The organism is Thermosyntropha sp. (assembly GCF_017656155.1).
Classification (GTDB): domain Bacteria; phylum Bacillota; class Syntrophomonadia; order Syntrophomonadales; family Syntrophomonadaceae; genus Thermosyntropha.
The window spans coordinates 65,032-78,146 of sequence record NZ_JACDOH010000001.1 but is presented as its reverse complement, the minus strand read 5'-3'; the positions used below and the strand labels follow the sequence as shown (position 1 = coordinate 78,146).

Genomic DNA, 13,115 nt, shown 5'->3' with positions numbered 1-13,115 from the left:
TAAAAACCTCCCCCTTTAACAAGGAGTAATTATTTTTCTTCTTTCAACACTTTAATAACAAACTTAGGCAAAGCCATCTGTCTTTTAAGCCTCTTCGGTTCCAAAACAAGGCGGTAAAGCCACTCTAAATTAAGTTTTATCATAATCTCAGGCGCTCTTTTCTTTAATCCGGAAATAACATCAAAACTCCCGCCTACCCCAAGGCATAAGGGAACTTCTAATCTTTCTTTATATCTGTTTATAAAAAATTCCTGCTTGGGAGCACCCAATGCCACCATTAAAATATGCGGTGATAAATTCCTTATTTCATCGATAACTTCATCAACTTCTTCTTCCCTAAAATAGCCATCCCGGGTCCCGCAAATAATAAGGTCCGGATATTTAAGCTGTAAATTTTCAGCTGCTTTTTCTGCCACTCCAGGAGCTGCACCTAAAAGAAAAACCTTATATCCTTTTTCAGAAGCTAGCTCAGATAAATTATACACCATATCTATTCCAGTAACCCGTTCCTTTAAATCATACCCTTTTCTACGGGCTGCCCAAACTATACCTATTCCATCTGGAGTTACCAAATCTGCCTTATTTATAATCTTCTTAAGCTCTGGATCACTGCTGGCAGCATAGGCAATCTCCGCATTCAAAGTAATAACATGGGAAGGAATTCCCTGTAAAATAAACTCCTCCGCCTTCTGCAAAGCATCTCTACTGTCAACCGCATCTATAAAGCAACCTAGTATCTCTATCTTTTTCTGCATAAACCTTACTCCCTATAAGCATTTTAATCCTCTTAATTTTACCATTTTTTATGGAGAGATTTAAATTAGGTTTTATTCAAGCAAGCAAAGTATCAATACTTAATCCGAAAAATTTAAAACAAACAGCCTTTCAGAAATAGGAAACCTTAAAAAAGATAATTTTGAAAGAAAACCTGGATTTGATGAAAGAATTAAAATCCAAAAAGAACTGCCGAAACTCCCAAAGCTTCCAACAACAACTATAGGTTCATTTCCACAAACTGAAGATGTTCGAAGAACAAGGAGTGAACTGAAAAATGGCAAAATAACCTTTGAAGAATATGACCGGTTTGTAAAATCCAAAATTGAAAACGTCATAAGGCTTCAGGAAGAAATAGGTTTAGATGTTCTAGTACATGGTGAATATGAAAGAAATGACATGGTAGAGTTCTTTGGAGAAAACCTGGAAGGATTTATCATAAGCAAAAAAGGCTGGGGTCAATCTTATGGAACAAGATGTGTAAAACCGCCAATTTTATTCTCTGACACAAAAAGAACAAAGCCAATAACAGTCGAATATACAAAATATGCGCAAAGCCTTACCCAAAAAATGGTCAAAGGGATTCTTACATGTCCTGTAACAATATTGAATTGGTCATTTGTTCGAGAAGATATTCCCCTTAAAGAAGTAGCGTTTCAGCTCGCTCTTGCTATAAGAGAAGAAGTATTAGAACTTGAAAAAGAAGGTATAAAAATTATCCAAATCGACGAAGCAGCGCTGATTGAAAAATTGCCTTTAAGACAATCCGAACAAAACGATTACCTAAATTGGGCAATAAGCGCTTTTACCCTCTCTGTTGTTGCTTTCCTGAGAATCAATTATTTTAAATATTGAGTAAGAATAAGGTAAAAACCCTATATTTTCTGGAGCCGATGGCCGGATTCGAACCGGCGACCTGCTGATTACGAATCAGCTGCTCTACCACTGAGCCACATCGGCATCCTTTAAACATCACAATTTTATACTGACATATTGATAATAGCAAGTTAACTTATCTCCGTCAAGGCACTCTTCTTATCCATTCTTTTTATTTTCTTCCAGGTAGTAATAGTTTGGATTGTTAAGCACTATTGCCTGGCAAGCCGGGCAAATTTTATTCAGATATGCCTTGCGACCGGAAATTTGCACCATCTTTTTCAAAGCCGCTTCCGGATACTCTCTTCCACATATACTGCATTTTTCCATAAATAATTGATTTCCTCCCTCTTTTCAAAATATCAAACCCTTATTTTTGCGCATATGCTTCCATATAATTAATCTCCATTTCCAGCAGTTCCATAACTTTGGATATTGCTATTTCTTTTACCTCTTCACTTTCATTTTCTAATTCTTCCTGCACCAACTGGGCAAAAGGAATCTGACGCAGGCGCTCCAAAGCTTTATCTACATCAACCCATGATAAAAATGCATTAAATAAATTCATAAGGTTGAAAAAATAACTTTCTGCCCAAGTTTCAACCTCTTCTCGAACAGGCACTCCATCAACCGAAGTAAACCTACTCAGCCTGTACATCCTTCTCCCTCCCAAGCCATACTTTAGCTTCATCTATTGCCTTTAAAACCTGCTCTGGAGCAGGTCCCCCTTTAACTTTGCGGCGAGCTACACATTCCTTGACAGCCAGAAATTCATAAACATCTTCATCTATAAGCCGGCAAAATTCCTGGTATTCGCTAAGGTTTAATTCTTCTAAATCCTTTCCTCTTTCAATACAATAAAGCACAGCTTTTCCTACAACCTCATGGGCATCACGAAAAGGCAGACCTTTTCTTACCAGGTAATCGGCCAAATCAGTAGCATTGGTAAAGCCCCCACGGGCAGCCTTAGCCATTTTTTCAGGCTTAAATCTAGCTGTCTTAAGCATAGGTGTAAATACTATAAGGCATTTTTTTACTGTATCTACCGCATCAAAAAGTGCTTCTTTATCTTCCTGCATATCTTTGTTGTAAGCTAAAGGAAGCCCTTTCATTATCGTAAGTAAAGCGACAAGATCGCCATAAACCCTTCCCGTCTTTCCGCGGACAAGCTCAGCTATATCAGGATTTTTCTTCTGCGGCATTATGCTAGAACCTGTAGAAAAAGCATCATCCATTTCCACAAATCCAAATTCCTCAGTCGACCAGATTATAAGTTCCTCTGAAAAACGCGACAGATGCATCATTAGAATGCTGGCAAAACTTAAAAATTCAATCGCAAAATCTCTGTCACTTACTGCATCTAAACTATTTCGGGTTACATGAGTAAAACCGAGCTGCTCTTTTACAAAATCGCGATCCAGGTTAAATCCGGTGCCGGCTAAAGCTCCCGATCCCAAGGGCATATAGTCGGTTCTTTTTAAACAATCATCCAGCCTTTCCACATCCCGGCGCATCATCTCAAAATATGCCATGAGATGATGCGCCAGGCTCACCGGCTGTGCTTTCTGAAGATGGGTATAACCTGGCATTATAGTTTCTACATGCTCTTCTGCCAAATTGAGCAATGTTTCCTCCAAGTCTATGAGCAGCCTCCTGATTTCTTTTATCTCATCCTTAAGATAAAGTCTTAAATCCAAGGCTACCTGGTCATTTCGGCTTCTGGCGGTATGCAGTTTTTTGCCCACTTCACCTATTTTTTTTATGAGGAAGGTTTCAATATTCATATGCACATCCTCTGCTTCTACCGCAAACCTCAGTTTTCCTTCCTCTAATTCTTTTTCTATCTCCTTTAAACCTTCTATTATAAGCTGGCTTTCTTCCTTAGTTATAATCCCCTGTTTAGCCAGCATGGAAGCATGAGCAATACTGCCTCTTATATCTTGTTTATACATGCGACAGTCAAAAGATATTGAAGCATTAAAGTCCTCCGTAAGCTTATCTGTTTCTTTGGTAAATCTTCCACTCCATAACTTCATCATTACACCTCAAAACCTTATTAAAAAATTTTTCAGTCTTTATTATATATCTTTCTTTTGAGATATGTATATAAATATAACTAAATCTTATCTTTTTACTCGTAAATATATTTTATACAAAAAGACAAAAACAACTATTTTTGTTACAATTTTATCCAGGGAGAGTCCTCCTACTTATGAAAAGAGGTTTGGCATATGACCAATGATAATTATAATAAATACACTGGCAATTACCATCTCAATCTGCGCATTACCGGCATCGGTTCTTCTAAATACTGGGAAAAGATAGAAGTGCATAGAGCTGAAAAAATAAAAGGGATAAATGAAAAATTCTGTGAAGTAAATACTCAGCTGGATCCAGATTTTATAAACTTATTCGGCACGGATAAACCTTCTTCCGATACTTATCTTTTACATTTCGCCCCCGGCTGGAATACTAATCCACACAAAATCCCGGTTATGCTAATCCACGGAGCAGGGCTTGACGCTTCATCCTTCACCAATATATACAACCTAGGCTATAAAGGGCTGCAACAGAGATTAGTAGAAAGGGGACACCGGGTTTTCTCCCTAACTTTTCCTCACTCCCACGGAAATAATTTTTTGCAGGCAGAAATAATCGCCGATGCAATTGACAAAATTACCAAGCTATGCAACTGTTCTCATATAGACCTTATTGCCCATAGTAAAGGGGGTATAGCTGTCCGCATCTATCTTTCCGGATTGGCTTATACCCCTTACCGTGGTGATGTCCGCCGTTTCATCATGTTAGGTGTGCCTAATATGGGAACTGACTATGCCTTCCGCAATCCTTCCATATCCTATCTCATATTTATGACAGGAGGGAACGGAGTAATTGCATGGGATAAGATTTTTTATCTCGGAAACAGTATCGACATAACTCCCCGTTCCATCTATAAAGAAGGTTGTTTCCCCGGTCAAAGCCAGATTCTATATCCCTGGGATGATGTATACCCTCTTGATACCACCCAACAGGACTGGTGGACTACTTATTATGGGGGATCTGGTTTTATAAGCCATTCCCGAGGTATTAAAACTGCCATAAAAGACGGTGGATTTCTTATAGATAAACTCGAAAAAAAAGGCATAGCCCCCGAAATTGAAATTGCTGTCCTGGCTGGCAATAACAATTTTATAGGGATCATCCCTGTTCAAACCACCATTCCAAGCGACGGCATAGTATTTGTCGACAGTGCTTTAAACACTGAAGGAATGACCAAAAACGGAGCCAAACTGATTAATAAAACTATTCTCCCTTTAAACCACATAGAGCTTTTATATAATAAAAATGCTGCCATGTGGGTTCATAAGCAACTTACTTCTTAAGAACGCTCAGCAAGCCAATTGGAAATGGTTGGATAAACCTGTTTTTTGGCTACGCTTCCGAAGACTAATCCTCCATGTCCGATAGGAAATATATGAAACTCTTTATCAGTAGAAGAAGATAAATCTAAAATAGCTTTAGTCTGATGAGGGAGAACTATATGATCATTTTCTCCTGCCAATACCAAAAGAGATGCTTTTATATTTTTAAGGTCAACCGTCCGACCCTTTATTCTAAATTCATTTTTGATAAGCTTATTCTCCTGATAAAACTCCTTTATCCACTGCCTGTAGGCTGCACCTGGAAAATGGACATTATCATTCATCCATTTATTTAAAGCCTTCCACGACTTTATGGAAACCCCTTCATCGAGATTTTTCCAAAGACGGGTATAAGTACCCCAGAAATTATTGACCGGCTTTAACATCTTAACTCCCGTATCTATGAATTCTTTAGGAACAAGTTTATAAACATCTGCCACTTTATCAGGATCAAATCCGGGAGGTTTAAGCCATATACTGGAAAGACCGGCATTTTCAAAATCTATAGGAGCTGCCAGATAAATTATATTCTTTACTTCGGGTCTATCATAAAGGGCTGCATACATAGCCGTCATAGTTCCTCCCATGCAGTAGCCGGCCATAGTAAGGCTTTCCGTCCCGGAGATCTGGCATACTTTGTAAACAGCACGGGCAATATAGTCACACACAAAGTCGTCAAATCTTAAATCCCGGTCTTCCCACTGAAATTCTCCCCAATCCAAAAGATACACATCAAAGCCTTCGTTGACCAAATGTTCAATAAGGCTCATCCCCGGGCTTAAGTCTAAAATATATGCTTTATTTATCAAAGCATATATAAACAAAACCGGAGTGCGGTACTTTATCTCTCCCGGACATACATACCGGTAAAGTTTGGCCTTATTTTTACGCCAAACTATGTTTTTTGGGGTAAGCCCGGTTTCAGGATCAGGATCAAATGTCAGTATTTCCATCCACCTGCGAGTAGTTTCTAACATTCGTTCGAAATTCTCCTGCAGTTTAGCCCCCACTTCTTCTGCTGAACCGCTTAGCAAACGAATCCCCTGTTTATTGCTCATAGATTACCCTCCCGTTATTCAGTTTCTTTTATAACATGTTTTCGAGGAGGTATTACTACTGCTTCCCCATCCACCAAAAGTTCCCCCCGCTGGTTATGACAGGTAGTTTTAAGCTTAACCCTTCCTTTTTCCATCAGTTCAATCACTTCTGTTTGTGCTTTTATCGTATCATTTATAAAGCAAGGCTTTAAAAACCTTAAATTCTGAGATTCATAAATAGTTCCCGCCCCAGGCATCTGATTTCCCACTACATTCGATATAAGTCCAGCCAAGAGCATTCCATGCACTATTCTGGTTTTGAAATGTCCTCTCCTTGCCCTTTCTTCATTTACATGCAGCCAGCTAAAATCCCCGGTTATCCCTGCATAAAGATATACATCGGTTTCAGTTATAGTCTTTTCTATATATCCCTTATCCCCAACCTTCAATTCACTGTATATATTTTCAACCATTTCCTATCAATCTCTCCCTCTTTCAAACATAATATCGGTATCATGCATTTTCTTCTTTGCTTTCGTTTTTCTTGGAGTTTCTGCTTTTCTTTTCCTTCTTTTCAGTCTTAGATACAGTTTTTTCAACTGGGTTAGCCATACTTTCTATTTTCTGATTTATGCTATCAATTTGTTTTTTTAGATCTGCCATTTCCTGCTGCAGTTTTTCCTGAAAACTCAGCATCTGCAAAAGACTGTTAGCTATGGTATCAATATTTTTCATCAACTGAAATTCCATGTTATCAACCTTATCTTCCATAGAAATTACCATTTCAGCTACTCTGGCTATATCCTTCTTGGAAGGCAGAGGAACCGTTTCCATATATCTATCCATGCTTTGCCGCAGAAGCTTCTCAGTTGACAAATTATACTCCAAAAGCTTATCTAGATAATCCACAAAAGTGCGGGTGCTTATAAACTCCCTAACCGCGTTGGCCCAGGCTTCTTCAGTTTTAAAATATATTTCTTTCCACAACTGACTTAAATCCGGCATTATAATTTCTTCACGGCCTTCTTCCTGCTTTTTGCCATTCTTTGTGTTCTCAGGCATTCTACTACTCCTTTCTGGCAAAAATAAAATCTATAAAAATATCAAATTATTTTCTAAATTTAAATACCTACTGCATAAAGAACGCGGTTGATCAAGGCAAAGGCCTCGATCTTGCCCGCGTTCTTTTCCAGTTCTAGAGAATTATAAAACCATATTAATTTAGCAAAGATCTATGCAAAAAACGTAAAAATATAAAACCTGCTAAAAAAATACTTATTTATCCTCTATTTTTTTGGATAATTCATCTACCTTTTTCTTAAGTTCATCCATACTGCTCGTATAAGCTGGAAAATCCACACTTTCTAAAGCTGAAAGTACTGCATCTTTAACCATGCTCTGTATCTGCATCTGGTTTTTCTTTACCTGTTGCATCATTTCTTCGATTATCTTGGTACTTTCCTCTCTAGCAGTTCTCCTTTGATCCAGATATTTTTTCAACATGTTTTCTACCTGTTCCTGACTCCAGGACATGCTTCCCAAACTCACCAACCACATATCCCAGTACTTATCCAGGGCAGATTCCAGCATAGCAAAAGATCTTTCCATAGTTTCCTTGGTATTCATCATAAATAACCCTCCTTATTGATATGATAAAATTATGGCCAAATATAAACTTTAATTTAAAGCTCCCCCCCTTAAACCAATCCCCCCTGTTTTTTACTTATAAAAATAGTATTAGTAAACCCGGATAAAAGAAACTGGTTCTTGAGTATCCTTTAAAAAGACGACACCACATTATATGTTGCTGCAGATGATAAGATTACTGGAAATTTTAAAAATGTGTGGCAAAATTCGGAATAGAAGCACGAAATGTATTGTACATTTGCGGGAACAATGGTATAGGTCATATTTCGAAATGAACATCTTTTTATTTATCATAATATGAAAAATTTAAATTTACAAGCATTTTTTGGTAAAAAAACAAGAAAAATTCCTGCTTATAAAATATTAAGCAGGAATTTGAATTTTTTACCTATATATTAACTACCTCGACACTATCCACATACAAACGGCATTGATCCGCTGCCTTTCTCAAATGTTCAGCCGAATAAGGCTCTAAATTTCTATATTTTACATTTAGGGCATTTTCCGGGTTAAATTGTTGCAGAGTATACCTCTCAGCCCCTTTTATAGTCCTGGCAATCTCTAAAATATCCTCATTGCTATGCAAAGCAGGCACTACCGTCGTCCTGAATTCCACACATATATCAGCTTCTAAAAGCAGCTTTATACTGCTCTTTATATTCATAAAGAGCTCAGAAGACAGACCTCCACACGCCTTAGCATATTTTTTATAATCAAGGGGCGCCTTTATGTCCATAGCTACATAATCCAAAAATCCGGCATCCAAAAGCGTTTTCAGCATTTCCGGATTAGTTCCATTAGTATCAATTTTCAGCAAGATGTTATATTTCCTGGCTTTTTCTATAAAATAAAACAGCTCCCTTTCTAAAAGCGGCTCTCCCCCACTTATCACCAAGGCATCAAGAAAACCTTCTCTTTCTTCTATAAATGCTAAGATTTCTTCTTCATCTATTAAGATATTTTTGCTGGTCTGGGGGCTCGGCTTTATTAAAAGATGCCCATTATGACAAAAAGGACAGCGGAGATTGCAGCCATAGGTAAAAAGTACAGCCGCAATCCTGTTCGGATAATCTACCAAACTTTGTTTTATTAATCCTGCAAACTTCATATCAAACCAACAACGCCTTATCAAAAGATTTTCTATTCTGGAATTCGGCCTGTTTACCAGCATTCCACTGATCTACCGGCCTTAAATATCCTACTACGCGTGAGTAAACTTCACAGGTAGTCTGTTTCCCTTCTGCCGCACAAATCGGGCAGAGCGGTTTTTTGCCGTTTATATATCCATGGCTGGGACATACGCTGAAAGTCGGAGTTAAAGTAAAATAAGGAAGCCTGAACTGCTCACATATCTTTTTAACCAGGCGTTTGGCAGCTTCAGGCGAAGGAGCAGATTCTCCCAAAAATACATGGAATACTGTTCCTCCTGTATATCGTGTTTGCAGCTCATCCTGCATTTTCAAAGCTTTAAAAAGGTCATCGGTATAGTATACCGGCAGCTGAGTAGAATTAGTGTAGTAAGGTTCTGCTCCCCGGCGATACTCTTCTTCATTCGCCACAATTATATCTTTGAACTGTTCTTTATCTTTGCGGGCAATGCTGTAGCTTACTCCTTCAGCAGGAGTAGCCTCCAAGTTATATATATCTCCAGTTTCTTCCTGGTATTTGCTCAGACGATCCCGCATAAAGTCCATAACCTCTTTGGCAAACTCCACACCTTCCGGAGTTCCTATATCTTTACCCATAAAATTGAGACATGCTTCATTCATGCCGATAAGCCCAATAGTAGAAAAGTGGTTTTTCCAATACTGCCCAAAGCCTTCCTTAATCCTGCGCAGATAAAACTGTGAATAAGGATAAAGTCCTGATTCAGTTAAATTCTCTAAAACTTTGCGCTTAATCTGCAAGCTGTTTTTGGCTAAATCCATTATATGGGCCAAACGCTCAAAAAATTCTTCTTTAGTTTTTGACAAATAGCCTATTCGGCTCATATTTATAGTTACAACTCCAATTGAACCAGTCAAAGGATTGGCCCCAAAAAGTCCTCCCCCTCTTTTTCTCAGTTCCCGGTTATCCAAACGCAGACGGCAGCACATGCTCCTTGCATCTTCAGGTTTCATATCAGAGCCAATGAAATTCGAAAAATAAGGTATGCCGTATTTGGCTGTCATCTGCCATATTTTATCATAAACCGGATTATCCCAGTCGAAATCTTCAGTTATATTGTAAGTCGGAATGGGGAAAGTAAATACCCTTTCTTCCGCATCCCCTTCCATCATAACCTCGGCAAATGCCTGGTTAAACATATCCATTTCTTTCTGGAATTCACCGTATGTCCAATCCATGTATTCTCCACCTATTATGACCGGCTCATCCTTCATAAATTCGGGAACTTTAAGATCCATGGTAACATTGGTAAACGGAGTCTGGAAACCTACCCGGGTTGGAACATTCATGTTAAAAACAAATTCCTGCAGACACTGCTTAACCTGCTTATAGTCTAAATTATCATAACGGATAAAAGGTGCCAAAAGGGTGTCAAAATTTGAAAAAGCCTGGGCCCCGGCTGCCTCTCCCTGCAGGGTAAAGAAAAAGTTTACTATCTGCCCCAATATAGAGCGGAAGTGCTTGGCTGGTTTGCTGGCCACCTTTCCCCTTACTCCTTTAAAACCTTCCATCAAAAGGTCTCTTATATCCCAGCCTACGCAATATACCCCTAAAATACCCAGGTCATGGATATGAAAATCCCCGCTTATATGTGCTTCTCTGATTTCAGGGGGATAAATCTGATTAAGCCAGTACTGAGAAACCAGTATTGAAGAAATATGGAAATTCATACCCTGTAAGGAATAGGTCATATTGGAATTTTCTTTTATACGCCAGTCGTTTTTTTCAAGATAATCAGATATAATTTTGTTGTTAGCCAAAAGCTGGCTGGCCTCTCTCATATCCTGCCTTTGTTTACGGTAAAGTATGTATGCTTTGGCGGTCTTGTAATGTCCATTCTTTACTAAAACCCTTTCCACCAGATCCTGAATATCTTCAACTGTCGCTATTGCATCTCCATTTACATACTGGGCAATTTCCACTACCTTTTCTGTAAGCTCCACTGCAAGGTTGTAGTCTTTGCCTCCAACTGCCTGTGCAGCTTTCCAAATAGCCTTGGTTATTTTTTCTTTTTCAAAAGGCACTATCCTTCCATCCCGTTTTTTGATTTTACTGATGTCCATATATCTTGTCCTCCCTGCTCATACAATATATTGTGGGTATTTAGAAATTAAACTCAATATAAAGGGTGATGAGCATTTACTATTATAATGTATCCGCCTCTGTTAAGCAAATAAAAAAAAAGTCTCTTTTGAAAACATCACTGCGTTTTTTGTCGATTTAGTTCTCTTAAACTCTCATTTTCTTGCCAAATAAAAAACAGCTTAAAAATGCAATTGCGCATTTTTAAGCCGTCCCCTGGCCAAAACAAAATTTTATACACTTCCTACTTGATTAACAGCTGTTTTTATCGCTTCATCTTCTGCTTGCACTACTTTTTGCAAAGATTCGTAACTTCTGACTGCAGTTATTAAATCTATCATTTCCTTTACCGCATTTACATTGGACTCTTCTAAATATCCCTGCAGTATCCTGGATGCATCATCTTCTGTATAACCTGCACTAGATGTATAAATGTTATCTCCTTTTTTGATTAACTGACCCAAATCATCAAAAACTACAATTTTAAGACGGGTAATTTCTTCCCCATCTATTGATATTATACCTCTCTCATCTATGGTAAAGTTCTCTTGTTCAATGTATATCAGATCATCATTGTAATCTAAAACCGGATACCCCTGGTTATTTACCAGTATGCCTTCCTGATTAAGTTTAAAATTTCCGCTTCGCGTAAATCCTTCTTCTCCTCCCGGTAGAGCTACAACAAAAAAGCCTTCACCATCAATTGCCAAATCATATTCATTATCCGTTCTTTTTAAATTCCCTTTGCTGTAATCAGTATATATGCCGGATACACAAGCTCCGGTCCCTAAAGAACCTATAACCTTAGGCGAACCTTTTTCATTAAGCCGGCTTATGAGCATTTGCGGAAAAGCCTTGGTAACTGTCTGGTCTTTTTTATATCCAGTTGAGTTTACATTGGCAATATTATTAGCAATTACATCCTGTTTGGCCATGTTTAGCATCATTCCGGACGCTGCGGTATATAAGCCTTTTATCAAGGTTTTTTACCCCCACTTTCAATGCTTTTTTTATATATCGTTCAAGAAGCACTAAAACTTTAATTTTATAAAATCCTCCTTGCTCCTCTATTTTTTGTTTTTTCAAGTATGTTCATTTCCTGTAAGGCCTTGCCGGTGCCTCTGGCTACGCAGCTGATGGCATCTTCAGCTATATGTACCGGAAGGTTTGTCCTTTTAGAGAGCAGGACATCTAGACCATCCAGCAGTGCTCCTCCTCCTGTCATAACAATTCCATTGTTAACTATATCTGCTGCCAGTTCAGGAGGAGTAATTTCCAAAACCTTTTTTACTCCTTCGATAACCGCTTCTATCGGTTCCTGCAAAGCTTCCCAAGTCTGTTCAGAGGTAATTTTTATCGTTTTAGGAAGGCCTGATACCAAATCTCGTCCTTTTACCTCTATAGTTTTGTGGCGATTTTGTTCTGTAACATATGCAGTCCCTATTTTTATCTTTATCTCCTCAGCAGTTCTTTCTCCTATCATTAAATTATATTCACGGCGAACATAGCGTACAATTGCCTCATCAAATTTGTCTCCTCCTACTCTCAGCGAAGCATTGCAAACAATTCCTCCCAACGATAAAACAGCTATATCCGAAGTTCCTCCACCGATATCAACCACCATATTTCCGGTAGCTTCTGAAATATTAAGTCCTGCTCCAAGGGCAGCAGCCAGCGGTTCTTCTATTATATAGGCTTGTCTTGCTCCTGCTGCCATAGTAGCCTGTCTTACTGCCCGCTCTTCTACATCAGTCGCCCCGGTCGGAATGCATACAATTACCCGCGGTTTGAAAAAAAGTTTTTGACCCACAATTTTGCGTATAAAGGTAGAAAGCATTTTTTCGGTCATATCATAATCAGCAATTACTCCATCTTTTAACGGTCGAACTGCTACTATATGTCCCGGTGTTTTACCCAGCATTCGCCTGGCTTCTTCACCTACTGCTATAACTTTGCCGGTATTTTTATCAATGGCCACTACTGAAGGTTCATGTAAGACAATTCCTTTTCCCTTCTTAAAAACTAATACACTGGCCGTCCCCAGATCAATTCCTATATCTTCGGTAAAAAACATTAATTTAATGCCCTCCCTGAAATATTTAATTTTACA

General features: G+C 38.5%; 13 protein-coding genes, 1 tRNA gene and 1 pseudogene. 2 read left to right on the top strand and 13 right to left on the bottom strand.

Features of this window, described 5'->3' with window-relative positions; all coding sequences use genetic code 11:
• Positions 1–29: 29 nt before the first annotated feature.
• On the bottom strand, positions 30–755 hold the full coding sequence (locus H0Z36_RS00355; protein ID WP_296862802.1) for a WecB/TagA/CpsF family glycosyltransferase: 726 nt from the start codon (positions 753–755) through the stop codon (positions 30–32).
• 133 nt (positions 756–888) lie between these two features.
• Between H0Z36_RS00355 and H0Z36_RS00350 the strand changes: the two are divergent.
• Positions 889–1,581, top strand: a pseudogene (locus H0Z36_RS00350) (5-methyltetrahydropteroyltriglutamate--homocysteine S-methyltransferase); the annotation flags it as partial.
• Between the two features lie 78 nt (positions 1,582–1,659).
• Here the strand turns inward: H0Z36_RS00350 and H0Z36_RS00345 are convergent.
• From H0Z36_RS00345 to argH, 4 genes are all read right to left on the bottom strand, one after another.
• Positions 1,660–1,734, bottom strand: a tRNA-Thr gene (locus tag H0Z36_RS00345).
• A gap of 75 nt (positions 1,735–1,809) precedes the next feature.
• Positions 1,810–1,980: a hypothetical protein gene (locus H0Z36_RS00340; protein WP_296862800.1), complete on the bottom strand. Its 171-nt coding sequence runs from the start codon at positions 1,978–1,980 to the stop codon at positions 1,810–1,812.
• 40 nt (positions 1,981–2,020) lie between these two features.
• Entirely contained in the window at positions 2,021–2,308 is a 288-nt protein-coding gene (locus tag H0Z36_RS00335; RefSeq protein WP_296862798.1) for a hypothetical protein, read from the bottom strand.
• Positions 2,292–3,686 (bottom strand): argininosuccinate lyase, encoded by a 1,395-nt coding sequence (gene argH, locus H0Z36_RS00330; protein ID WP_296863348.1) that lies wholly within the window; start codon positions 3,684–3,686, stop codon positions 2,292–2,294. Before argH ends, H0Z36_RS00335 begins: the two co-directional genes overlap by 17 nt.
• Positions 3,687–3,881: 195 nt before the next feature.
• On the opposite strand from argH, the gene H0Z36_RS00325 reads away from it, so the two are divergent.
• Positions 3,882–5,033 (top strand): hypothetical protein, encoded by a 1,152-nt coding sequence (locus H0Z36_RS00325; RefSeq protein WP_296862796.1) that lies wholly within the window; start codon positions 3,882–3,884, stop codon positions 5,031–5,033.
• Here the strand turns inward: H0Z36_RS00325 and H0Z36_RS00320 are convergent.
• The 8 genes from H0Z36_RS00320 to H0Z36_RS00285 all read right to left on the bottom strand — a co-directional run bounded on the left by H0Z36_RS00320 (position 5,030) and on the right by H0Z36_RS00285 (position 13,079).
• The gene (locus H0Z36_RS00320) at positions 5,030–6,130 is read right to left on the bottom strand and encodes an alpha/beta fold hydrolase (RefSeq protein WP_296862794.1); all 1,101 of its coding nucleotides are present in this window, start codon (positions 6,128–6,130) and stop codon (positions 5,030–5,032) included. The two genes, H0Z36_RS00325 and H0Z36_RS00320, sit on opposite strands and share 4 nt — an antisense overlap.
• Before the next feature lie 14 nt (positions 6,131–6,144).
• Positions 6,145–6,582 carry a MaoC family dehydratase gene (locus H0Z36_RS00315; RefSeq protein ID WP_296862792.1) on the bottom strand — a complete coding sequence of 146 codons (438 nt, stop codon included), beginning with the start codon at positions 6,580–6,582 and terminating at the stop codon, positions 6,145–6,147.
• Between the two features lie 40 nt (positions 6,583–6,622).
• Positions 6,623–7,171, bottom strand: a complete 549-nt coding sequence (locus H0Z36_RS00310) for a hypothetical protein (protein ID WP_296862790.1) — start codon at positions 7,169–7,171, stop codon at positions 6,623–6,625.
• A 213-nt stretch (positions 7,172–7,384) separates the two neighbouring features.
• The gene (locus H0Z36_RS00305) at positions 7,385–7,738 is read right to left on the bottom strand and encodes a hypothetical protein (RefSeq protein WP_296862788.1); all 354 of its coding nucleotides are present in this window, start codon (positions 7,736–7,738) and stop codon (positions 7,385–7,387) included.
• Between the two features lie 406 nt (positions 7,739–8,144).
• Positions 8,145–8,888, bottom strand: a complete 744-nt coding sequence (locus H0Z36_RS00300; protein ID WP_296862786.1) for an anaerobic ribonucleoside-triphosphate reductase activating protein — start codon at positions 8,886–8,888, stop codon at positions 8,145–8,147.
• Positions 8,866–10,986, bottom strand: a complete 2,121-nt coding sequence (locus H0Z36_RS00295) for a ribonucleoside triphosphate reductase (protein ID WP_296862784.1) — start codon at positions 10,984–10,986, stop codon at positions 8,866–8,868. The genes H0Z36_RS00300 and H0Z36_RS00295 overlap by 23 nt, the downstream gene beginning before the upstream one ends.
• Before the next feature lie 252 nt (positions 10,987–11,238).
• Positions 11,239–11,985: a flagellar basal-body rod protein FlgF gene (gene flgF / locus H0Z36_RS00290; protein WP_296862782.1), complete on the bottom strand. Its 747-nt coding sequence runs from the start codon at positions 11,983–11,985 to the stop codon at positions 11,239–11,241.
• Between the two features lie 65 nt (positions 11,986–12,050).
• Positions 12,051–13,079: a rod shape-determining protein gene (locus tag H0Z36_RS00285; protein ID WP_296862780.1), complete on the bottom strand. Its 1,029-nt coding sequence runs from the start codon at positions 13,077–13,079 to the stop codon at positions 12,051–12,053.
• Positions 13,080–13,115: the final 36 nt, after the last annotated feature.